The following is a 25136-nucleotide window of genomic DNA, read 5'->3' on the forward strand; positions in this document are numbered from 1 at the left end:
ATGTCAGAACAAGAAATTTGGGAAAACGTTTTAACTTTAGCTCAAGAAAAAGTCAGCTATCCTAGCTATCAAACTTTTTTGAAAGATACAAAACTTTATTCGTTGCAAAATGATGAAGCTATTGTAGTCATTGACGATCCCTTTGTAGCTAATTGGTTAAAGACACATTATGTTGAAATCGTACAATCTGCATTATATGAAGCTATTGGTCATGAAATTACGCCAGTATTTTACTCTGAAGATGAATTAGAAAGTTTAAAATCTGAAAAAAAGCAAGATGCTAATCAGAGTACTGATGAAAAAGAGATAGATCTTGATACAGTAGATGTAGCAAAAATGGGTGATGAACAATTCAATATCAATAATACATTTGAAACATTCGTCATCGGCCCCGGAAACAGATTCCCACATGCTGCAAGTTTAGCTGTAGCTGAAGCACCAGCCCAAGCATATAACCCATTATTTATATATGGTGGTGTGGGATTAGGTAAAACCCATCTAATGCATGCTATTGGCCATTATGTATTAGATAATAATCCAGATGCCAAAGTAATCTATACATCTAGTGAAAAATTTACTAATGAATTCATTAAATCTATCCGAGACAATAAAACTGAACGTTTTAGAGAAAAATATCGTAATATCGATGTGCTCTTAATAGATGATATACAATTTATTCAAAACAAAGAGCAAACTCAAGAAGAATTTTTCCATACATTTAATGATTTACATCAAGCGAATAAGCAAATTGTTATTTCTAGTGATAGACCACCTAAAGAAATTGCTAAATTAGAAGACAGATTACGTTCTCGCTTTGAATGGGGATTAATAGTAGACATTACTCCACCGGATTACGAAACAAGAATGGCAATTTTACAGAAAAAAATTGGTGAAGAAAATATAAATATTCCTACTGAAGCCCTGACGTATATCGCTAATCAAATACAATCTAATATACGTGAACTTGAAGGTGCACTTAATCGCGTATTAGCCTTTTCAAAATTACAAGGACAACCGATCACAACTGAATTAACAGCAGCTGCGCTAAAAGATATCATCCAAGCACCTAAATCTAAAAAAATTACTATACAAGATATCCAAAAAGTTGTTGGAGAATACTATAGTGTGAGAATAGAAGACTTTAGTGCCAAAAAACGTACAAAATCAATTGCATATCCACGTCAAATTGCAATGTATTTATCACGTGAATTAACCGACTTCTCACTACCTAAAATCGGGGAAGAGTTTGGTGGACGTGATCATACTACTGTTATTCATGCACATGAAAAAATTGTGAAGGATATCAATAATGATCCGACATTTAAACAAGAAGTCGAAAATCTTGAAAAAGAAATTAGAAACCAATAAAACAATCTGTACTATAACAGATTAATAAATCAATTTAGAGGTATAACAAAATAACTTATTTTTTAACTTTGTGGACAATGTGCAAAAGTAGTACACACTGTGCACAAGTTATCCACAGTCGTCAAACAATGACATGATTGTATTAATTTGAGTTATCCCCTAATCCACAAGCCCTACTACTATTACTACGGGTTTAAAACCTATATAATTATTATATAAACGACTGGAAGGAGTTTAAAAATGGAATTTACAATTAGAAGAGATTATTTTATAAATCAATTAAATGACACATTAAAAGCAATCTCCCCAAGAACTACATTACCGATACTAACGGGTATAAAAATTGAAGTTAAAAACAATGAAGTCATACTTACTGGTTCAGATTCAGAAATCTCAATAGAAATTACAATTCCTAAACAAGTAGATGGAGAAGATATTATTGAAGTTGCAGAAACTGGTTCAGTTGTACTCCCTGGTCGTTTCTTTGTAGATATTATTAAAAAACTACCAGGAAAAGAAGTTAAATTATCAACAAATGAACAATTCCAAACTTTAATAACTTCTGGCCATTCAGAATTTAATTTAAGTGGTTTAGATCCAGATCAATATCCTTTATTACCACAAGTTTCACGTGATGATGCGATTCAATTATCTGTAAAAGTCCTTAAAAACGTGATAGCACAAACAAATTTCGCAGTGTCCACCTCAGAAACACGCCCAGTACTCACTGGTGTTAACTGGCTTATACAGGATAATGAATTAATATGCACAGCGACTGACTCACACCGCTTAGCTGTGCGAAAAGTAGCTTTAGAAGATGAATCTGAAAATAAAAATGTCATTATTCCAGGTAAAGCTTTAGCAGAATTAAATAAAATTATGTCAGATAGTGAAGAAGATATCGATATTTTCTTTGCTTCAAACCAAGTGCTATTTAAAGTCGGAAATATAAACTTTATATCACGTCTCTTAGAAGGTCACTATCCAGATACTTCACGTTTATTCCCAGAAAACTATGAAATTAAAATAGGCATCGATAACGGAGATTTCTATCATGCTATTGATCGTGCCTCTCTATTAGCACGTGAAGGTGGAAACAATGTTATTAAATTAAGTACAGGTAATGAATTAGTTGAATTATCCTCTACATCACCAGAAATCGGTACTGTAAAAGAAGAAGTAAAAGCGGATAACGTTGATGGTGGCAATTTAAAAATTTCATTCAACTCTAAGTATATGATGGATGCACTAAAAGCAATCGATAACGATGAAGTGGAAGTTGAGTTCTTTGGTACGATGAAGCCATTTATTTTAAAACCAAAAGATGATGATTCAGTTACACAATTAATTTTACCAATCAGAACATATTAAACTTTTGTTTAAAGAGATAGAACCTGAGACAAATTGATGTCTCGGGTTTTTATAATATGGATATTTAAAGCATAGTGAGACAACTTAAGTAGAAAAGGTCAGAATTTTATCTTGTCTTAAACTCTGTCACATTTAAATCATTGTCTCACTCTTTTTTTAGAAGTAATTTTATAAAATGAAACGTGTATATTGATAAAGATATATTAATAATAAATATTCAAAGATACGTACAAGCTACTTAGAGCTTAAATATAAGCAACTTAAACTTTTTTAGACTTATGATACCTAAAATTAATAATTAAGCTGAGAAAGTCTTTAAAATTCAAAATCACAATATTAGCCATTCGCTTTATATAAAAATACTTTTATGAAGTATTGCGTAGTTAAAAACATTAATAAATAATTATTTAGTTAGAATATTTTTAAAAGAAATAGAATAATACGAATAAAAGTTTGTTATAATATATGAGTATTACATTGTTAAAAGTACCTTTGTAAATAATTTTCAAAAATAGTAAAAATCATACATAAGAAAACGCTTTCCATCTGCATTTTGCATGAAATTTTTCTCGAAAAAAGGTATAATATATAGATGAGTTTAAAAGGAATGGAGTGATTGATTTGGTTGAAGAAGTAATTGTTGATGGAGACATTACTTTAGGGCAATTTCTAAAGACAGAAGGTATTATTGAATCTGGTGGTCAAGCGAAATGGTTCCTGCAAGATTTTGAAGTAATGATCAATGGTGAGCGCGAAATACGTCGTGGTAAAAAATTAAACCATCAAGATAACATCGTTATACCAGAAGTCGGTTCATTTTTGATTATACATCAAGGTGAAGAATGAAACTAAAGACACTCCAGCTAGACAATTATCGTAACTATGAGTCAATTACCCTAAATTGTCACCCTGAAGTCAATATATTGATTGGTGAAAATGCGCAAGGGAAGACTAATTTATTAGAATCTATTTATACATTAGCATTAGCCAAAAGTCACAGAACATCAAATGATAAAGAACTCATACGTTTTGATCGAGACTATGCTAAAATAGAGAGTGAACTCAGTTATAGATATGGAGAAATGCCTTTAACGATGTTTATAACTAAAAAGGGTAAACAGGTTAAAATCAATCACTTAGAACAAAGTAGGCTAACACAGTATATAGGCCACTTAAACGTTGTCTTGTTTGCACCTGAAGATTTAAACATTGTCAAAGGGGCACCTCAAATAAGACGTAGATTTATAGATATGGAACTTGGACAAATTTCAGCTGTTTATTTAAACGATTTGTCTCAATATCAAAGAATTTTAAAACAAAAGAATAATTATTTGAAGCAATTGCAATATGGTCAAAAGACTGATAGCACTATGCTTGACGTCTTAAACCAACAATTTGCAGCATATGCACTCAAAGTTACATTAAGACGTGAACATTTTATTAAAGAACTAGAATCATTAGCCAAACCTATTCATTCTGGTATTACGGATGAGAATGAAACACTGTCATTAAAGTACCTTCCTAGTATCAAATTAGATGCTGAAGAAAAAAGTGAGACGGAACGCTTAGAGGAAGTCTTAACTTTACTAGATGATAACAAAGAGCGTGAAAAAGATAGAGGTGTCTGTTTGTTTGGCCCTCACAGAGATGATTTAGGTTTCAACGTAAATGGTATGGATGCTCAAACTTACGGTTCGCAAGGACAGCAAAGAACGACGGCGTTATCAATCAAACTTGCAGAAATTGAACTGATGAATATTGAAGTAGGCGAGTACCCCATTTTATTGCTAGATGATGTGTTAAGTGAATTAGATGATTCACGTCAGTCTCATTTATTGAGCACAATTCAACATAAAGTACAAACATTTGTGACGACAACATCGGTTGATGGCATTGATCATGAAATTATGAAAAACGCTAAACTTTATCGCATTAATAATGGCGAAATTATAAAGTAACGGAAAGTGAAGGTGGAAGCATTGTCAGATGTGAACAACACGGAAGATTATGGTGCTGGTCAGATTCAGGTATTAGAAGGTCTAGAAGCGGTTCGTAAAAGACCAGGTATGTATATAGGCTCAACTTCAGAAAGAGGGCTACATCACTTAGTTTGGGAAATTGTTGATAACAGTATTGACGAAGCACTTGCTGGTTATGCTGACCAAATCGAAGTTATTATTGAAGAAGGTAATTGGATAAAAGTAACAGATAACGGCCGTGGTATCCCTGTTGGTATACAAGAGAAAATGGGACGTCCTGCCGTTGAGGTTATTCTAACTGTACTACATGCCGGTGGTAAATTCGGTGGAGGCGGTTATAAAGTCTCTGGTGGTCTCCATGGTGTGGGGTCTTCTGTTGTAAATGCTTTATCGGAAGATTTGGAAGTATATGTATATAAAGATGAAAATATATATCACCAAGCATACAAAAAAGGTATCCCTCAGTTTGATTTGAAAATCATTGGTAAAACCAATGAGAGTACTGGTTCTACTGGTACTGCGATTCGTTTTAAAGCTGATCCTGAGATATTCACTGAAACAACAACATACAATTATGAAGTATTGCAACAACGTATCAGAGAACTAGCATTTTTAAATAAAGGTATTTCAATTACTTTAAGAGATGAAAGAAAAGAAGAGGTTCGTGAAGATACGTATCACTATGAAGGTGGTATAAAATCTTACGTTGAAATGTTAAATGAAAATAAAGAACCTATTCATGAAGAACCGATTTATGTGCATCAATCCAAAGATGATATTGAAGTTGAAATAGCGCTTCAATACAATAAAGGTTATGCTACGAATCTTTTAACATACGCAAATAATATACACACTTATGAAGGTGGGACTCATGAAGAAGGCTTTAAACGAGCGCTCTCACGTGTGTTAAATAGCTATGGTCTTAACAGTAAAATTATGAAGGAAGATAAAGAAAGACTTTCAGGTGAAGATACACGTGAAGGTTTAACAGCTATTGTTTCAATCAAACATGGTGATCCACAATTCGAAGGACAAACTAAAACGAAATTAGGTAATTCCGAAGTACGTCAAGTTGTTGATCGTATATTCTCTGAGTTATTTGAACGCTTTTTATATGAAAATCCACAAGTAGGTCGAACAATCGTAGAAAAAGGAATTATGGCTTCACAAGCACGTCTTGCAGCTAAAAAAGCGCGTGAAGTGACACGTCGTAAATCCGCATTAGAAGTTTCTAGTTTACCAGGAAAACTGGCTGATTGTTCTAGTAAAGACCCTTCTCGTAGTGAAATTTTCATCGTCGAAGGTGACTCTGCCGGGGGGTCTACAAAATCTGGACGTGACTCAGAAACGCAAGCCATCTTACCTTTACGTGGTAAGATATTGAACGTTGAAAAAGCACGTTTAGATAGAATTTTAAATAATAATGAAATACGTTCTATGATTACTGCTTTTGGTACTGGTATTGGTGGAGAATTTGATTTAAGTAAGGCACGCTATCACAAGATTATCCTTATGACAGATGCCGATGTTGATGGTGCACATATTAGAACATTATTATTAACATTCTTCTATCGTTTTATGAGACCGTTAATTGAAGCGGGCTATGTTTATATTGCACAGCCACCATTATTCAAGTTGACACAAGGTAAACAGAAATACTATGTGTTTAACGAACGTGAACTAGAAAAACTTAAAGCTCAATTAGATCCAAGTCCAAAATGGTCTATTGCACGTTACAAAGGTCTTGGTGAAATGAATGCTGACCAATTATGGGAAACTACTATGAATCCTGAAAACAGAGCTATGTTACAAGTATCATTGGAGGATGCGATTGAAGCTGACCAAGTTTTTGAAATGTTAATGGGCGATGTTGTTGAGAACCGTAGACAGTTTATTGAAGATAATGCAGTCTATGCAAACTTAGATTTCTAAGACAATGAACTGAATTTTTGAAGGAGGATATCTTGATGGCTGAATTACCTGAATCAAGAATAAATGAACGAAATATAACGAATGAGATGCGTGAATCGTTCCTAGATTATGCGATGAGCGTTATTGTTTCACGTGCGCTACCAGATGTTAGAGATGGTTTAAAACCAGTACATCGACGTATATTATACGGCTTACACGAACAAGGCATGACACCTGATAAATCATATAAGAAATCTGCGCGTATTGTTGGGGACGTTATGGGTAAATATCACCCTCACGGTGACTCCTCGATTTACGAAGCTATGGTTAGAATGGCGCAGGACTTCAGCTATCGATATCCTTTAATTGATGGCCAAGGTAACTTTGGTTCTATGGATGGTGATGGAGCAGCGGCGATGCGTTATACAGAAGCGCGTATGTCTAAAATCACACTCGAAATGTTGAGAGATATTAACAAAGATACGATTGATTTTGTTGATAACTATGACGGCAATGAAAGAGAGCCGGCAGTCTTACCATCAAGATTTCCAAATTTACTCGTAAATGGTGCATCAGGTATCGCAGTAGGTATGGCTACTAATATACCGCCACATAACTTGACTGAAGTGATTAATGGTGTATTAAGTTTAAGTCATAATCCAGACATTACGATTTCAGAATTAATGGAAGATGTCCAAGGGCCAGATTTCCCTACAGCAGGGATTATTCTTGGTAGAAGTGGCATACGCCGTGCATTTGAAACTGGACGCGGTTCAGTTCAAATGAGAGCAAGAGCTGAAATTGAAGAACGTGGCGGCGGTCGTCAACGTATTGTTGTTACTGAGGTTCCGTACCAAGTAAATAAAGCACGCATGATTGAAAAAATTGCCGAATTGGCACGTGATAAAAAAATTGACGGCATTACAGATTTACGTGACGAAACAAGTTTACGTACTGGTGTACGTGTTGTGATTGATATACGTAAAGATGCCAACGCTAGTGTTGTATTAAATAACTTATATAAACAAACACCATTACAAACATCATTTGGTGTTAATATGATTGCTTTAGTTGATGGTAGACCGAGATTAATTAACCTCAAAGAAGCATTAGTTGAATATCTTGAACATCAAAAGATAGTCGTAAGAAGAAGAACGGAATACAACTTGAAAAAGGCACAAGACCGTGCACATATTTTAGAAGGATTAAGAATCGCATTAGACCACATTGATGAAATTATTCGTGTGATTCGTGAATCTGAAACAGATAAAGTTGCAATGGCAAGCTTGCAAGAACAATTTAAACTTACTGAACGACAAGCGCAAGCCATCCTTGATATGCGATTAAGACGTTTAACAGGTTTAGAAAGAGATAAAATTGAATCTGAATATAATGAATTAATTGCATATATAGAAGAATTAAAAGCGATTCTTGCAGACGAAGAAAAACTATTACAACTTGTTCGTGATGAGTTAATTGATGTTCGTGAACGCTATGGAGACGAACGTAAAACAGAAATTCAAATGGGCGGTCTCGACCACATTGAAGACGAAGACCTAATACCAGAAGAACAAATCGTCATTACATTAAGTCACAATAACTATATTAAACGCCTACCCGTTTCAACATATAGAGCGCAACATCGTGGTGGTCGTGGTGTACAAGGTATGCAGACCTTAGAAGAAGATTTTGTAAGTCAACTTGTTACGTTGAGTACGCATTATCATGTCTTATTCTTCACGAATAAAGGTAGAGTGTATAAACTTAAAGGATATGAAGTGCCGGAACTCTCCCGTCAGTCTAAAGGTATACCAGTAGTCAATGCGATTGAACTAGATAATGATGAAACAATTAGTACAATGATCGCCGTCAAAGATTTAGAAAGCGAAGAAGATTACTTAGTATTTGCAACGTTAAATGGTATCGTTAAACGTTCAGCATTACGTAACTTCTCACATATTAACAAAAATGGTAAGATTGCGATTGGTTTCAAAGAAGATGACGAATTGATAGCTGTGCGTTTAACAGATGGTGAAGATGATATATTAATCGGTACAGCTCACGGTTCTTTAATCCGCTTTAATGAGTCGGCATTACGTCCTTTAGGTCGTACAGCTGCTGGTGTTAAAGGTATTACATTAAGAGAAGGCGACAAAGTCGTCGGATTAGATGTTACTAAAGCAGAAACAGATGATGAAATTCTAGTTGTGACTGAAAATGGTTACGGTAAGCGTACGCCAGTTAGCGAATATCGTTTATCTAACCGTGGTGGCAAAGGTATTAAGACTGCTACGATTACAGAACGTAACGGTCAAGTGGTATGTATCACATCCGTTGAAGGTAAAGAAGACTTGATGATTGTTACAAATGCCGGTGTAATTATCCGCATAGGCGTTGAAGATATTTCACAAAATGGACGTGCAGCTCAAGGTGTGAGATTGATTAAATTAAACGATGATCAATTTGTTTCTACTGTTGCTAAAGTAGATGAAGAAGAAAAAGAAGCTGAAGAAATTGAACTACAAGAAGCAGATAATGAACAAATTGAAGGCGTTACAAGTGACAATCAACAATCAGAATCTGTAGTATCAGATGAACTATCAGAAGGCATTGTGCATACCGAAGTTGAAGAAGATTCAGATGAAGATGGTCGTCAAGAAGTGAGAAAAGACTTTATGGACCGTATCAATGAAGATATTGATAATAGTGATAATGAAGAAACTGAAAACGAAGACGACGAATAATCTCAATTTTTAGCAGTAAACCAATAGTTGTATTCAAAATTGAAACATTTAAATACACAAGTGAGTTTAGGACATAAATCCCCATTCTCAAAATAAGAGGGCCAATCCTTAATATGGATTGACTCTCTTTATATTTAAAGTCTGACGATTGACTGTACATGCTTGCCTGGGGGATGGTGCGAGCCTATAGTCTCTCACTCATAAGATTCCTCCCGGGCGTCAGCCACATTACAAAATCGGTACAATTTATATTTTGTAATTCCAAAAAAGCCTTTACGTATAATTTAATCAGCACTATTAAATTAACGAGTGACCATATGTATAAAGATGACAACTTGATGCAACATATACTACCAATAGAAACTTAAGATCAGTATCCCACAAATGATATGTCACGGTATGTGAATGAAATCGTTGAAACAATCCCTGAAAATGTATTCGATGCATTTAAACATCACGTGGTGCAACATCATATCATCCCAGTTGAAAAAGGCAATTTCTATATGATTTCAATAGAAATTGCCTTTTCATTTGTCTAAGCATTTTATGTCTCAGATACATTTTATTTTGGTTTTAAAAATTTTTATCACCGATGTTGATTTAACTTTCCAATGCTTTCATAGCATATGGGATTTCACTAATTAAATGGGAAGGTGGGACTACATACATTTTGTTTGATAGTTCTTCACCGATATAACTATGTGTATAAGTGGCACTCGTAACCGCTTCTTTCGTGTCGTCGAATTGACCTACAAAACTTGTAATCATACCAGCAAGTGTATCCCCCATGCCACCTGTTGCCATCGCAGGCGTGCCGATTGGCAGTTTGTAATCCTCATCTTTGAAATAGATTTCAGTGCCATGCATTTTTAATACAATTGTTGCCCCAATTCTATCAGCAGCTTCGCGATTACGTTCATATGTTTGTTCTTCTATTGCGATCCCACTTAAGCGTTCCTACTCTTTTTGATGTGGTGTGAAAATAACATTGCAAGTTGGAATATCTGGTTTTAATTTACTAAATATAGTAATAGCATCTCCATCCACTATAAGCGTTTGATGTGGTTGAATGTTTTGTAATAAGAACGTGATAGCATTATTTCCTTTGAAATCACATCCTAATCCAGGACCAATTAAGATACAATCTGTATTTTCAATCATTTTAGTGAGCATTTTAGTATCGTTGATATCAATCACCATTGCTTCAGGACAACGTGAGTGTAGCGCTGCATGATTTGTTGGGTGTGTAGCTACTGTAATTAAGCCACTACCACTATAGACACAAGCGCGTGCAGCAAGCATGATTGCCCCACCTAGATTCGCATTTCCTCCAATTAAAAGAATTTTGCCATAATCACCTTTATGCGTTTCATCTTTACGTTTTGGAATGCTTACTGATGAAATTGTTTCCAACATTGAAACCCCCTTTAATTCTATTAGTTATTTCAACTTTTAATTTGTATATTTGATCATTATATTGTTGATTTGTAATTTTGTGCTTTCTGAGAAAAATTGTGTGTTTATAAGCATTATGAAAGCTTTTCTCTGTTGCTATTTTTAATTTATTTTTTAAATACAATAGAAAATATTATACCTGGTTTGCATTTTAGTCAATAGGTAAAAGCATTAAGAATTTGTTTATTTTTAGAAATAATAAATTTGCCATCTTTATCTTGGTAAAATACTAATTTAATACCATGTTACGGATATGGATGAACCTATTGTTCTTAAAAATATGGAAGCGTATACTCTAATTAATTGAAAATCATCAGAAGTAAGGAGATGGGGAAATGACATTACAGCTTAATGGTGAAAATTTAACAATAAATGCAATTAAAGATTTTTTATATCAAAGTGATGATGTAAAAGTAACAGAGGATGCTTATGAACGTGTAAAACAGAGCCGTGTAACAGTAGAAAAGATTATAGATGATAAAGAAACAATTTATGGTATAACGACTGGATTTGGTTTATTCAGTGATGTACGTATTGATGAGGGAGAATACAATCAATTACAAGTCAATTTAATTCGTTCACATGCATGTGGTATCGGAAAACCTTTTTCACAAGATGTCGCGTTAGTGATGATGGTTTTACGTCTAAATACATTGTTAAAAGGTCATTCTGGTGTGACAATCGATTTAGTAGATCAAATCATATATTTTATTAACAACAGAATTATTCCAGTTATTCCACAACAAGGGTCTCTTGGTGCATCGGGTGACTTAGCACCACTTTCACATTTAGCTTTGGCGTTGATTGGAGAAAGTAATGTCTATTATAAAGGTGAAGAAGAAGACAGTCGGTATGCCTTAAATTTATTAAATCGTGAACCTTTGAGATTACAGGCTAAAGAAGGTCTAGCTTTAATTAATGGTACGCAAGCTATGACTGCACAAGGTGTAATTAATTATATAGAAGCGGAAGATATTGGTTACCAAGCAGAGTGGATTGCTGCATTAACACATCAAGCTTTAAATGGCATTACGGATGCATATCATGAAAAAGTGCATCGCGCTCGAAATTTTCCAGAACAGATAGATGTTGCTTCACGCATGTTAGACTGGCTCGAAGGTTCTAAATTAACAACGACACAAGGAGAAATTCGCGTTCAAGATGCTTATACATTACGCTGTATTCCACAAATACATGGCGCAAGCTTCCAGGTGTTTAATTATGTAAAAGAAAAACTTGAATTTGAAATGAATGCGGCGAACGACAATCCATTAATATTTGATGAAGGTGATGAAACATTGGTTATTTCTGGAGGGAATTTCCATGGCCAACCGATTGCATTTGCGTTAGATTTCTTAAAGTTAGGGGTAAGTGAATTAGCTAATGTTTCGGAAAGACGTCTAGAGAGATTAGTAAATCCACAATTAAACAATGGTTTGCCAGCATTTTTAAGCCCTCAACCGGGTTTACAGAGTGGCGCGATGATTATGCAATATGCAGCTGCAAGTCTTGTTTCGGAAAATAAAACACTCGCACACCCTGCTAGTGTGGATTCTATTCCATCATCAGCTAATCAAGAAGACCATGTTTCTATGGGGACAATTGCTTCACGCCATGGCTACCAAATGATTGAAAATGCACGTCGTGTGTTAGCAATAGAAGCAATTATCGCACTTCAAGCAGTAGAATATAAAGATGTCGAAAAATTATCACCTAAAACTTATGAAAAATATCAAGCTTTACGAAAAGTTGTACCATCTATCACTGAAGATCGCCAATTTCATAAAGATATAGAAGCTGTTTCACAGTATTTATTAGATCAAGCTTATACTAATTAAGTTGAGTGAATTTTTAATGAACATTCAGCGATAGCATATTCTTGGCCTTGAAAAGTAATAGGTTATTTGCTATATTAAAATCAAGTAAATAAAGCTATTGTTCGTAGGATAAGTAGTGTTGCACTTCTGGTTTCAGAGAGCTTGTGGTTAGTGAGAACAAGTAATCAGGGTCAATGTGAATCTACCTACTATATGAGAACAATCGGGTTTAACCGTTATTTTGGTGAAAGTGCAGTCTCTTTTGACTGTTAAATAGGGTGGCAACGCGTAAAGACCACGTCCCTTGTACAGGGATGTGGTCTTTTTTGTGTTCTATTCTTAAAAAATAGAAATTGAAAGGATGGAAAGTGACATGTTAGACATTAAACTATTTCGTAATGACCCAGAGTTTTTAAAAGACAAAGTTGCAAAACGTGGTATGGATACAAAAGTAGTAGATGATGTATTATCACTTGATGACAAACGCCGTGAATTAATTCGTAAAGCTGAGGAAATGAAAGCTGAACGTAACAAAGTAAGCGGTGAAATTGCTGAAAAAAAACGCAATAAAGAAAATGCAGATGATGTAATCACAGAAATGAGAAAATTAGGTGATGACATCAAATTGTTAGACAATGATTTAAATGATGTGGATAAAGAATTAGAAGACTTATTATCTCGCATTCCAAATACAATTCATGATGATGTACCTGAAGGCGATTCTGATGAAGATAATGTCGAATTAAAGCGTTGGGGCACACAAAGGGAATTTGATTTTGATGAAAAAGCACATTGGGATCTAGTAGAGTCATTGCAAATGGCTAATTTTGAACGAGGCGCAAAAGTCGCAGGAGCAAGATTCGTGTTCTTAACTGGCGAAGGTGCACAGTTGGAAAGAGCATTAATGAATTATATGGTTACAAAACATACGACACAACATGGTTACACAGAAATGATGGTACCACAATTAGTAAATGCTGATTCAATGTATGGTACTGGCCAATTACCAAAATTTGAAGAAGATTTATTCAAAATTGAAAAAGAAGGATTATATACAATTCCAACAGCAGAAGTACCATTAACAAATTATTATCGCAATGAAATTATTGGTCCGGATGTCTTACCTGCTAAATTTACTGCGCAATCAGCGTGTTATCGTAGTGAAGCGGGCTCAGCTGGTAGAGATACAAGAGGATTAATCCGGTTACATCAATTCGATAAAGTAGAGATGGTACGTTTTGAAAAACCAGAAGATTCTTGGCAAGCGTTAGAGGAAATGACAGAACATGCAGAAGCAATTTTAGAAGAGTTAGGCTTACCGTATCGTAGAGTTATTTTATGTACAGGTGACATAGGCTTTGGCTCAAGCAAAACGTATGACTTAGAAGTATGGTTACCAAGCTATAATGAGTACAAAGAAATCAGCTCTTGTTCAAATATTACTGATTTCCAAGCACGTCGTTCTAATATTCGTTTTAAACGTGAGAAAACAGCAAAACCAGAATTAGTGCACACATTGAATGGAAGTGGTTTAGCAGTAGGTCGTACATTTGCTGCAATCGTAGAAAACTATCAAAATGAAGATGGTTCAGTCACTATTCCAGATGCGTTAGTACCATATATGGGTGGTAAAACAGTGATACACCCAGTTAAAGAAAAATAGAAATCGTTTAAATGAATTCATCAGCGATATTTGAGAAAGTTTAAATATTAAACTTTCAAAATAGTGGTTACAAGTTAATACTGAAGTGCAAGTAGAGGTTGAGATAAATGAATGTCTCAACCTCTCATTTTATATGAATAATGAATTATAAGGCTTTTGATTTATTAAATGGCTTAATATTTTTAAAGAAAAGAAAGGGTAGGGGAGGTGTTAAATATCCCAGTTTTCAGTTTTTTAAATTTGTAAAATGACTTATTTTATTCAAATGATAAGGGGTGAGTCTAAAATAATAACACAATATTCCGAAATCTAAAATGCTGGTTTAACGGGATTTTTAGACATCGGTAAGTCTTAGGTCATACATACATAAGTCTAAAGATGTTGGATATGTCTTTTGCTTTGTATTAAACTAGTTCTATTATTTTTATAAAATGTTTGGGAGGTGGCATGATGACAACACATCTAACTTTTAAGCAAGGTGTAAAAGAATGTGTACCGACTTTGTTAGGTTATGCTGGTGTTGGTCTTTCCTTTGGTATTGTTGCAGTGGCTTCGGGTTTCAATTTAATTGAAATTATTTTATTATGTTTACTTATTTATGCAGGCGCAGCACAATTCATTATTTGTGCATTAGTCATTGCTGGAACTCCAATTTCTGCAATTGCCTTAACGACATTTATTGTGAATTCTAGGATGTTTTTATTAAGTATGACCTTAGCACCAAGTTATAAAGGATATGGGTTTTGGAATCGTATAGCCATATCTTCTCTGATTACAGATGAAACATTTGGTGTCGCTATTACACCACATCTAAAAGGTGAAAAAATCAATGATCGTTGGCTACATGGATTAAATATCACTGCATATTTATTTTGGACATTTGCTAGTGTTGTTGGTGCTATTTTTGGTAAATACATAACGAATCCCGATGCATTTGGGTTAGATTTTGCTATTACTGCAATGTTTATATTCCTAGCTGTTTCACAATTCGATGCTATTAAGCAGTCACAAGTTAAAACATATTTAGTATTAATTGTTTGTGTAATTTTGTTAATGCTTATTTTAAGTTTCTTTATGCCTTCATACGTAGCAATCATCATAGCGTCGACAATTACTGCGGGATTAGGGGTGGTGATCGATAAATGACAACGACATTACATATGTTATTAATTATTGTTTTATGCGGTGTGGTAACGTGGTTGACACGTATTATACCGTTTATATTAATTACAAAAATCAAACTATCTGAGACAGTCGTAAAGTGGCTCTCTTTCATTCCCATTACATTATTTACTGCATTGATTGTAGACGGCGTACTAGAACAACATGAAGGCTCAATGCTTTATAGTGTTAATTTGCCGTTTTTAGTAACGATGCTTCCAACCATAATCATTGCTATCATTACAAGGAGTTTAACGATTACGATTGTCAGTGGAATTTTAATAATGGCAATTTTAAGATGGATATTTTAAAGATATTATTGAAGTGACTCCCATTATCCGTTAAAATAGTAATAATTAGAATATTTTGATAATTTTAATGAAATACTTGTTAAAATGGATATTTGATTTATGCACAGCTTTTTACAATTAAAATTAAATCTTATTTCGAGAAGCAGAGGGACTTGGCCCAATGAAGCTTCAGCAACCGACTTTAATAAGCACGGTGCTAATACCAACGATTCGCTCGAATAATAAGTATTGTAACTTCTTACTTATTATAAATAGGTGAGAAGTTTTTTTACTAAGTAGGAGGTAAATGATGACAAATTATACGGTTGATACATTAGAATTGGGACCATTTACAACTGAATCAGGTGAAACGATTTTAAATTTAAAATTACGTTATGAACATGTAGGATATGAAGGACAGCCACTTGTGCTTGTATGCCATGCACTGACTGGTAATCATTTGACCTATGGTACGGATGACAATCCTGGTTGGTGGAGAGAGATTATAGATGGGGGATACATGCCTATACATGATTATCAATTTTTAACATTTAACGTGATCGGTAGTCCGTATGGTTCCAGTTCGCCATTAACAGATGCTGATTTTCCTAAGCATTTAACATTGCGTGATATTGTCAATGCAATCGAATTAGGTATTCAAACATTAGGGTTTGATCGAATTAGTATTTTAATCGGTGGGTCTTTAGGAGGTATGCAAGCGCTGGAATTATTGTATAATCATAAATTTGAAGTAGATAAAGCAGTGATTTTAGCTGCGACTGATAAGACTTCCTCATATAGTCGTGCATTTAATGAAATTGCGAGACAGGCGATTCGATTAGATCATGGTGAAGGTATGAGCATAGCAAGGCAGCTTGGTTTCTTAACGTATCGCTCCTCCAAAAGTTATGATAGACGATTTACACCTGATCAAGTTGTAAACTACCAGAAACATCAGGGGAACAAGTTTAAAAAGCATTTTGACCCATTGAGTTATTTAAGCCTGCTAGACGTCTTAGATAGCCACGATATAGATAGAGATCGTACTGATGTAGATGAAGTGTTTGGACGTCTGGATACTAAGGTTATGACTATGGGCTTTACGGATGATTTGTTATATCCAGACGATTTAGTATATGCCACAGGTGCGCGATTTAAATATCACAAGCATTGCTTTGTGCCAGATAATGTAGGACATGATGGTTTCTTATTGAACTTTAATGATTGGGCACCTAATTTATATCATTTTTTAAAAGTTTCTAAGTTCAAAAGAAAATAACGATATGATTTATTTTAGTTCATTTTGTATGATAAGACGTCTAGGATAGTTATTTTATACTTTATGAAAGTTGAAATAACTGTTTTACTATGATGTCTTCTTTTTTTTATAGCGAGCAAAATATGAAATTTGAAGTTGGAATCAACGACGGAAATGCAATTTAAAAAGGCGTTCGTTTTCAGATATTGGCCCCGATATTGAACTTCTGACAAAAAGAATTGTCAATAATTGTATAAAAGTTTTAAAGAGGTTAAAATAATAAACATAGACAAAAATTGTATAGGAGTGGCGAATTTGTTTTCTAAAATACATACTAAAGCCACTATACTTAGTGTAATTACGTTAATTATAGTTGCTTTAGCTTTACATATATTACCGATACTTGGACTCGTGTTGAGTTTATTTGCAACAATTCCAGGTATTATTTTATGGCATAAATCTGTAGAATCTTTTGGCTTAACGGCAGTCATTACAGTTGTGCTAACTACGTTATTAGGTAATATATTCGTGTTAAGTATCATGATCCTCTTGTTCGTAGTAAGTTTTGTAGTGGGTCAATTATTAAAAGAACGAACATCAAAAGAACGTATACTATATATAACAACGACTTTTATTAGTATTATTGCATTAATTGCATTTATGGTGTTACAAGCATCAAAAAAAATATCGAGTGCTGCTTCATTAATCAAACCGATTAAAGAACAGATGTATCACATAATTTCCAGCGCTTCAGTCAACGCAGATTATAAACAAATGTTTGAAGAGGCTTTCCGCCAATCAGCAGTACAACTACCAAGTTATATAATCATTGGCGTATTTCTACTTATATTAATCAATTTAATTATCACTTTTCCAATCTTGCGTAAATTCAAAATCGCTACACCCATATTCAAACCATTATATGCTTGGCAAATGAAGCGTTCTGTCTTATGGATGTATATTATTGTATTAATTTGTGTTATGTTTTCAACGCAACCAAGTGCGTTTCAAACGATCGTCTTAAACTTTGAAATTGTGTTATCATTATGTATGTACATTCAGGGGTTAAGTGTGATTCACTTTTTCGGAAAAGCGAAATCAATGCCGCCAGCACTTACAGTGATATTAATGGTAATAGGGACAATTTTAATGCCATTAACACATATTGTGAGTCTCCTGGGATTTGTAGATTTATGTATCAATTTAAAACGTATCATTAAAAAATGATTTGAGGTGGAAAAATGAACCGTCAATCCACTAAAAAAGCGTTGATTTTACCATTTATTATTATGGTGCTCACAGCAATAGCGCTTGTCGTCGTTTGGTTTATTTTTAATCAATTGATTGCAGGTATAGCTACTGTTGTATTACTCATCATAATCGTAGGGACAGTACTAATGGTAAGACAAGCTTTACAAAAATTGGATAACTATGTAGATAATCTGAGTGGAAAAATCTCAGCAAGCAGTAATACTGCTATTAAAAGATTACCTATTGGGATGATTATCTTAGATGAAAACGAAAACATAGAGTGGATGAACCAATTTATGTCGGATCGTCTAGATCGAAATGTAATTTCTGATCCAGTCAATGAGGTATATCCTAATATATTAAAACAGTTAGAAAAAACACAAGAAGTGGAAATTCAAGAAAATGAATATCACTATCGCGTGAGATATTCAGAAAAAGAACATGTATTGTATTTCTTCGATATAACAGAAGAAATACATACACAAGAATTATATGAAGCATCTAAACCAATTATTGCAACACTATTTTTAGATAACTATGATGAGATCACGCAAAATATGAATGATACGCAACGTTCAGAGATTAACTCTATGGTCACGCGTGTAATCAGTAGATGGGCAACTGAATATAACATTTATTTCAAGCGTTATAGTTCAGACCAATTTGTTGCCTATTTAAACCAACGTATTTTAAATGAAATTGAAGCATCTAATTTTAGTATACTGAGTCAATTACGTGAAAAAAGTGTGGGTTACCGTGCGCAATTGACATTAAGTATTGGTGTAGGTGAAGGCTCAGAGAATTTAATCGATTTAGGTGAATTATCTCAATCTGGACTTGATTTAGCATTAGGTCGTGGTGGCGACCAAGTTGCGATTAAGCATATGAACGGAAATGTGCGTTTTTATGGTGGTAAGACTGACCCTATGGAGAAACGTACACGTGTTAGAGCACGTGTGATTTCTCATGCACTAAAAGATATATTAATGGAAGGCGACAAAGTCATCATTATGGGACATACGCGTCCTGACTTAGATGCTATTGGTGCAGCGATTGGTGTCTCACGATTCGCTATGATGAACAATTTGGATGCTTACATTGTGTTGAATGATTCAGATATAGATCCGACGTTACGTCGTGTGATGAATGCAGTCGATGAAAAGCCTGAACTAAAAGAGCGTTTTATTACATCTGACGAAGCATGGGACATCATGACGTCTAAGACAACTTTAGTAGTTGTAGATACACATAAACCAGAAATGGTTATTGACGAAAACATATTAAACAAAGCTAACCGTAAAGTTGTGATTGATCATCATAGACGTGGTGAAAGCTTTATCTCTAGTCCACTACTGGTTTATATGGAACCATATGCAAGTTCAACTGCAGAACTAGTGACTGAATTGCTAGAATATCAACCAACAGAACAACGATTAACACGTTTAGAGTCGACAATTATGTTTGCAGGTATTATTGTAGATACACGTAATTTCACATTGCGAACAGGTTCAAGAACATTTGATGCGGCAAGTTATTTACGTGCACATGGTGCAGATACAATATTAACGCAGCACTTCTTGAAAGATGACTTAGATACGTACATTAATCGTACTGAATTAATCCAAACAGTGAAACTACAAGACAACGGTGTCGCAATTGCACATGGTTCGAACGAAAAAATCTATCATCCTGTAACAGTTGCACAAGCAGCGGATGAACTGTTAAGTTTAGATGGTGTAGAAGCTTCGTATGTAGTTGCTAGAAGAGAAGATAATTTAGTCGGTATGTCTGCCCGCTCACTCGGTGCAGTTAATGTTCAGCTGACAATGGAAGCACTTGGTGGCGGTGGCCATTTAACAAATGCAGCTACACAATTAAAAGATGTCACTGTTGATGAAGCAATCGAACAATTACAACAAGCTATAACAGAACAAATGAGTAGGAGTGAAAATTCATGAAAGTAATATTCACACAAGACGTTAAAGGTAAAGGTAAAAAAGGCGAAGTTAAGGATGTACCAGTAGGCTATGCCAACAACTTCTTATTGAAGAAAAATTATGCAGTAGAAGCTACACCAGGTAATTTAAAACAGCTTGAAAAGAAAAATGAAGCTGCAGAAGCGGAACGCCAACAAGAAATTGAAGATGCTAAAAAATTAAAAGAAACATTAAGTCAAATTGAAGTTGAAGTATCTGCTAAAACAGGCGATGCGGGAAAATTATTTGGTTCAGTAAGTACAAAACAAATCGCTCAAGCATTACAACAACAACACGATATAAAAATTGACAAGCGTAAAATGGATTTACCAAACGGTATACATGCCTTGGGTTACACAAATGTACCAGTTAAATTAGATAAAGAAGTAGAAGGTACAATTCGTGTACACACAGTTGAACAATAAAAACGGATTGAGATATGAGGTGTAATCATAATGGATGGAATGTATGAACAAAATCAAATGCCCCACAGTAATGAGGCTGAACAATCTGTCTTAGGTGCCATTATCATAGATCCGGAATTGATAAACAGAACTCAGGAAGTCTTACTTCCTGAGTCCTTTTATAGAGGCGCGCATCAACACATCTTTAGAGCCATGATGAACCTCAACGAAGATAATAAAGATATTGACGTGGTTACAATTATGGATCAACTGTCACATGAAGGACGACTAAATGAAGCGGGTGGCCCACAATATCTAGCAGAATTATCTAGTAATGTACCGACAACTCGAAATATTCAATATTATACAGATATCGTATTTAAGCATGCAACAAAACGTAAGTTGATACAAACTGCTGATAGCATTGCTAACGATGGTTATAATGATGAATTAGAATTAGATACAATATTGAACGATGCAGAACGTCGAATATTAGAATTGTCATCTACACGTGAAAGTGATGGATTCAAAGATATTAGAGATGTGCTTGGAGAAGTGTATGAGAATGCAGAATTACTTGATCAAAATAGTGGTCAAACGCCTGGTATTCCAACTGGTTATCGAGATTTAGACCAGATGACTGCGGGCTTTAACCGTAACGATTTAATTATTCTGGCTGCTAGACCGTCAGTAGGTAAGACTGCCTTCGCACTTAATATTGCGCAAAAAGTTGCTACACATGAAGACCATTTCTCAGTAGGTATATTTTCACTGGAAATGGGTGCTGACCAATTGGCAACACGTATGATTTGTAGCTCTGGCAACGTAGATTCTAACCGTTTGAGAACGGGTATGATGACGGAAGAAGACTGGAATCGCTTTACCATAGCAGTAGGTAAATTATCTAGAACAAAGATATTTATTGATGATACACCAGGTATTAGAATTACAGATATTCGTTCAAAATGCCGTCGTTTAAAACAAGAACACGGTTTAGACATGGTAGTGATTGATTATCTGCAATTAATCTCAGGTAGTGGTTCGAGATTCTCAGATAACCGACAACAAGAAGTATCAGAGATTTCTCGTACATTAAAGGCGATTGCCAGAGAAATGGAATGTCCGGTTATAGCATTAAGTCAGTTATCACGTGGCGTAGAGCAACGTCAAGATAAACGGCCAATGATGAGTGATATTCGTGAATCAGGATCAATCGAACAAGATGCTGACATCGTCGCATTCTTATATCGTGATGATTACTATAATCGTGGCGAAGATGAAGACGAAGATGATGGAGATACGAACTTTGAACCACAAACAAATGATGATAATGGTGAGATTGAAATTATAATAGCGAAGCAACGTAATGGCCCAACAGGGACTGTTAAATTACATTTTATGAAGCAGTATAACAAATTTACAGATATTGATTATGCACATGCAGACATGGGTTAAGAAAAAAGAATAAAATTTATTTTTCCGTACGATTTTTAAAAGGATTTATTTATCGTACGGTTTTTGTTTCCATTTGGTTCTTTCTTTTTTAATGAAGTATGTGTTGTAATTAAATGGATATCGCATTGAAAACCTTGATGACACTATGTTTAAGATGTGTAATTACGTTTTTAAACATTTAATGAAATTCGGAAAAATGTAAAAAACCAATGTTCGATTTTTGTTTGCATTATTAGTGTGGTATTGGTAGAATACTTAATGGTTAATTGAGAAAAACTTGGAGGTGCTCATATGTCATCAATCGTAGTTGTTGGGACACAATGGGGAGACGAAGGTAAAGGTAAAATCACAGACTTTTTAGCAGAACAAGCAGATGTTATTGCACGTTTTTCAGGCGGTAACAACGCAGGCCACACAATTAAATTTGGTGGCGAAACATATAAATTGCACTTAGTACCATCTGGTATTTTCTATAAAGAAAAATTAGCAGTCATTGGTAACGGTGTCGTTGTCGATCCAGTAGCACTATTAAAAGAATTAGACGCTTTAAATGAAAGAGGTATTTCAACAGATAATTTACGTATTTCAAACCGTGCGCAAGTTATTTTACCTTATCATATTAAACAAGATGAGTATGAAGAAGAACGTCGTGGAGATAATAAAATCGGTACTACGAAAAAAGGTATCGGTCCAGCTTATGTAGATAAAGCACAACGTATCGGTATCCGTGTAGCAGATTTATTAGACAAAGAAACGTTTGAAAAATTATTAAAAGAAAATATTGAATACAAATCAGCATATTTTAAAGGTATGTTTGATAAAGCATGTCCTTCATTTGAAGAAATCTTTGAAACTTATTACGCAGCAGGCCAACGTTTAGCAGCGTTCGTTACGGACACTGCAAAAGTATTGGATGATGCATTTGTAGCTGAAGAAAAAGTATTATTTGAAGGTGCACAAGGCGTTATGTTAGATATCGACCACGGAACATATCCATTTGTTACGTCAAGTAACCCAGTTGCAGGTAACGTAACTGTTGGTGGTGGCGTTGGTCCAACGTACGTATCTAAAGTTATTGGCGTATGTAAAGCTTATACATCACGTGTCGGTGATGGCCCATTCCCAACAGAACTATTTGATGATGATGGACACCACATCCGTGAAGTTGGCCGTGAATACGGTACAACTACAGGCCGTCCACGTCGTGTAGGTTGGTTCGATTCAGTTGTATTACGTCACTCTCGTCGTGCGAGTGGTATTACCGATTTATCAATCAACTCTATCGATGTATTAACAGGTCTAAAAGAAGTGAAGATTTGTACAGCTTATGAATTAGACGGTAAAGAAATTACTGAATATCCAGCGAACTTAAATGACTTACAGCGTTGTAAACCGATTTTTGAAACGTTACCAGGTTGGACTGAAGATGTTACAAGTTGTCGCTCATTAGATGAGTTACCAGACAATGCACGTAGATACTTAGAACGTATTTCTGAGTTGTGTGACGTTCAAATTTCAATCTTCTCTGTAGGACCAGACCGTAATCAAACAAACTTATTAAAATCATTATGGTAAGCCGTTTACCTATAAAAATTGATTTATAAATTTTTATAGGTAAAATGTTGAAATGAAAGAAACACCTTGTTGATGTAGCCTAATATGGCCATCTTACAAGGTGTTTTTAATTTATATATTTGAATGTGTTACATATTGATCACGAAATTTAGAATGTGATCGACTGCTAACTGATAACCTGTTTTATTACTAGATTGTATAGATTTAACTTTTCTAATATTACGCTGATAGTTCGGTATATCATCTAACATGTCTAAGACAATTTGTTTTAACTCTTGTGACGTTATATTTTCTAGTTGTAACTGACGACCAACAAGTAGTTTTTCGATTTGGCGAGCCACAACGGGTTGATCTGCACTTTGCGGAAAAGCTAACATAGGTACTTCCATCAACATCGCTTCATTCGTACTATTCATACCCGCATGTGTTAAAAATAGTGACGTATGTTGCAATAATTCTGTTTGTGGCACAACATGTGCAACAGTAAAATTAGGTGGTATCGCATTGAAATCTTCAAGTCGATTATCATGACCGATTGATACAACAAATGAAGCATCGATATCTGCAAATGCTTCAAAGCAAAGATTGAAAAATTCAATATTTTGGTTAAATACCGTTCCAAGAGAAATATAAACGACTGGTCGTGTGGTATCAATGTGATCCATAAAGCCAGAATCTTTAGGTTCGAGTATGGAAGGACCAACAAATTTGTAATATTCAGGGTCAAAGGCGTCATAACCGACTTGGAATCCTTTCATTACATAAGCGATATTAATATTTCCCGGGTTATTCATAACTTCAAAACGAGAAGGAATGGTTACATCATATGTTGATTCAACATGGGCTTTTAAATGATTAAAGGTTTCATCAGCGTGTTGAATTTCTTGCTTGCTCACAGTAGAAGTTAAATGATTAATAAATGTTTCAAAAGATGTCTTTGTATGTGCAAATGAAGATACAGATGAAATCGATGGTAAATTTAATTTTTGCGCTAATATATAACCGCAACTAAACATAGAATCATGAATCATATAATCAAAATGCTCATTATCAGTTTCTCTTAAAATTTGTGGCACAATGATATCTACAGTTTTTAATAAACCATTGATCACATTAAATAAATGATGATTTTCATGATCAGTGAAAGCTGTCATAATCGCTTCTGTAGGTAACGTTCTAATTTCAGCACCAGTATCTTTCAATTTATCTTTATATATATCGCTCGCGTAGTAAACAACTTCTTCGCCACGATTGACTAGTTCTTTAACAACTGCAATTGTTGGGTTTACATGTCCAGCAGAACCTGGATTTACAAATAATATTTTTGCCAATATTGTGCCTCCTTATTTATACTAATTATAATTTTAGCAAAATAAATTTAAAACAAAAAAGATTTTGTATTTATTATTTGGATTTTGAAATAAAAATGAAAAAGTAGATAATTATAGAGCAAATCAC

The 25136-nt window shown here is 34.5% G+C and carries 17 protein-coding genes, 2 pseudogenes, 1 riboswitch and 1 other annotated feature; of the genes and pseudogenes, 17 read left to right on the forward strand and 2 right to left on the reverse strand.

Annotated elements, in window-relative coordinates:
* The 7 genes and pseudogenes from dnaA to MUA21_RS00035 all read left to right on the forward strand — a co-directional run.
* Positions 1-1368 carry a chromosomal replication initiator protein DnaA gene (dnaA, locus tag MUA21_RS00005; RefSeq protein WP_046207172.1) on the forward strand — a complete coding sequence of 456 codons (1368 nt, stop codon included), beginning with the start codon at positions 1-3 and terminating at the stop codon, positions 1366-1368.
* A 240-nt stretch (positions 1369-1608) separates the two neighbouring features.
* Positions 1609-2739 carry a DNA polymerase III subunit beta gene (dnaN, locus tag MUA21_RS00010; protein ID WP_046207173.1) on the forward strand — a complete coding sequence of 377 codons (1131 nt, stop codon included), beginning with the start codon at positions 1609-1611 and terminating at the stop codon, positions 2737-2739.
* A 612-nt stretch (positions 2740-3351) separates the two neighbouring features.
* Positions 3352-3585 (forward strand): S4 domain-containing protein YaaA, encoded by a 234-nt coding sequence (gene yaaA, locus MUA21_RS00015; protein ID WP_174894798.1) that lies wholly within the window; start codon positions 3352-3354, stop codon positions 3583-3585.
* Positions 3582-4697, forward strand: coding sequence for a DNA replication/repair protein RecF (gene recF, locus MUA21_RS00020; protein WP_258085630.1), 1116 nt, complete (start codon positions 3582-3584; stop codon positions 4695-4697). The genes yaaA and recF overlap by 4 nt, the downstream gene beginning before the upstream one ends.
* 12 nt (positions 4698-4709) lie before the next feature.
* Entirely contained in the window at positions 4710-6650 is a 1941-nt protein-coding gene (gyrB, locus tag MUA21_RS00025) for a DNA topoisomerase (ATP-hydrolyzing) subunit B (RefSeq protein ID WP_258085629.1), read from the forward strand.
* A 35-nt stretch (positions 6651-6685) separates the two neighbouring features.
* On the forward strand, positions 6686-9373 hold the full coding sequence (gyrA, locus tag MUA21_RS00030; RefSeq protein ID WP_262561511.1) for a DNA gyrase subunit A: 2688 nt from the start codon (positions 6686-6688) through the stop codon (positions 9371-9373).
* Between the two features lie 317 nt (positions 9374-9690).
* Positions 9691-9854: pseudogene (locus MUA21_RS00035) on the forward strand (IS5/IS1182 family transposase); the annotation flags it as partial.
* A gap of 119 nt (positions 9855-9973) precedes the next feature.
* On the opposite strand, the pseudogene MUA21_RS00040 reads toward MUA21_RS00035, so the two are convergent.
* Positions 9974-10786 (reverse strand): annotated as a pseudogene (locus MUA21_RS00040) (NAD(P)H-hydrate dehydratase).
* Positions 10787-11163: 377 nt separating this feature from the next.
* Between MUA21_RS00040 and hutH the strand changes: the two are divergent.
* The 10 genes from hutH (at position 11164) to MUA21_RS00090 (ending at position 23678) form a co-directional block, all read left to right on the forward strand.
* The gene (hutH, locus tag MUA21_RS00045) at positions 11164-12666 is read left to right on the forward strand and encodes a histidine ammonia-lyase (protein ID WP_262561513.1); all 1503 of its coding nucleotides are present in this window, start codon (positions 11164-11166) and stop codon (positions 12664-12666) included.
* Positions 12667-12762: 96 nt separating this feature from the next.
* Positions 12763-12953 (forward strand) — a binding site (T-box leader).
* Between the two features lie 65 nt (positions 12954-13018).
* Complete coding sequence (serS, locus tag MUA21_RS00050; RefSeq protein ID WP_262561515.1) at positions 13019-14308, forward strand: serine--tRNA ligase; 1290 nt, start codon at positions 13019-13021, stop codon at positions 14306-14308.
* Positions 14309-14758: 450 nt separating this feature from the next.
* A complete protein-coding gene (locus tag MUA21_RS00055; RefSeq protein WP_262561516.1) occupies positions 14759-15454 on the forward strand; it encodes an AzlC family ABC transporter permease in 696 nt (231 codons plus the stop codon).
* Positions 15451-15780 (forward strand): AzlD domain-containing protein, encoded by a 330-nt coding sequence (locus MUA21_RS00060; protein ID WP_105873889.1) that lies wholly within the window; start codon positions 15451-15453, stop codon positions 15778-15780. The genes MUA21_RS00055 and MUA21_RS00060 overlap by 4 nt, the downstream gene beginning before the upstream one ends.
* Before the next feature lie 127 nt (positions 15781-15907).
* Positions 15908-16008, forward strand: a riboswitch (SAM riboswitch).
* 61 nt (positions 16009-16069) lie between these two features.
* Positions 16070-17038, forward strand: a complete 969-nt coding sequence (gene metX, locus MUA21_RS00065; RefSeq protein WP_262561517.1) for a homoserine O-acetyltransferase MetX — start codon at positions 16070-16072, stop codon at positions 17036-17038.
* Between the two features lie 279 nt (positions 17039-17317).
* Positions 17318-18244 carry a DUF2232 domain-containing protein gene (locus MUA21_RS00070; RefSeq protein WP_178137696.1) on the forward strand — a complete coding sequence of 309 codons (927 nt, stop codon included), beginning with the start codon at positions 17318-17320 and terminating at the stop codon, positions 18242-18244.
* Positions 18245-18258: 14 nt separating this feature from the next.
* A complete protein-coding gene (locus MUA21_RS00075; RefSeq protein ID WP_262561518.1) occupies positions 18259-20226 on the forward strand; it encodes a DHH family phosphoesterase in 1968 nt (655 codons plus the stop codon).
* A complete protein-coding gene (rplI, locus tag MUA21_RS00080; RefSeq protein ID WP_046207185.1) occupies positions 20223-20669 on the forward strand; it encodes a 50S ribosomal protein L9 in 447 nt (148 codons plus the stop codon). The genes MUA21_RS00075 and rplI overlap by 4 nt, the downstream gene beginning before the upstream one ends.
* 30 nt (positions 20670-20699) lie before the next feature.
* Complete coding sequence (gene dnaB / locus MUA21_RS00085) at positions 20700-22103, forward strand: replicative DNA helicase (RefSeq protein ID WP_262561519.1); 1404 nt, start codon at positions 20700-20702, stop codon at positions 22101-22103.
* Positions 22104-22394: 291 nt separating this feature from the next.
* Positions 22395-23678, forward strand: coding sequence for an adenylosuccinate synthase (locus MUA21_RS00090; protein ID WP_262561520.1), 1284 nt, complete (start codon positions 22395-22397; stop codon positions 23676-23678).
* 128 nt (positions 23679-23806) lie between these two features.
* Here MUA21_RS00090 and MUA21_RS00095 read toward each other — a convergent pair whose 3' ends face one another.
* Complete coding sequence (locus tag MUA21_RS00095) at positions 23807-25009, reverse strand: macrolide family glycosyltransferase (RefSeq protein WP_262561521.1); 1203 nt, start codon at positions 25007-25009, stop codon at positions 23807-23809.
* Positions 25010-25136 lie beyond the last annotated feature (127 nt).

This window comes from Staphylococcus ureilyticus (assembly GCF_025558845.1).
GTDB classification, from domain to species: Bacteria; Bacillota; Bacilli; order Staphylococcales; family Staphylococcaceae; genus Staphylococcus; species Staphylococcus ureilyticus.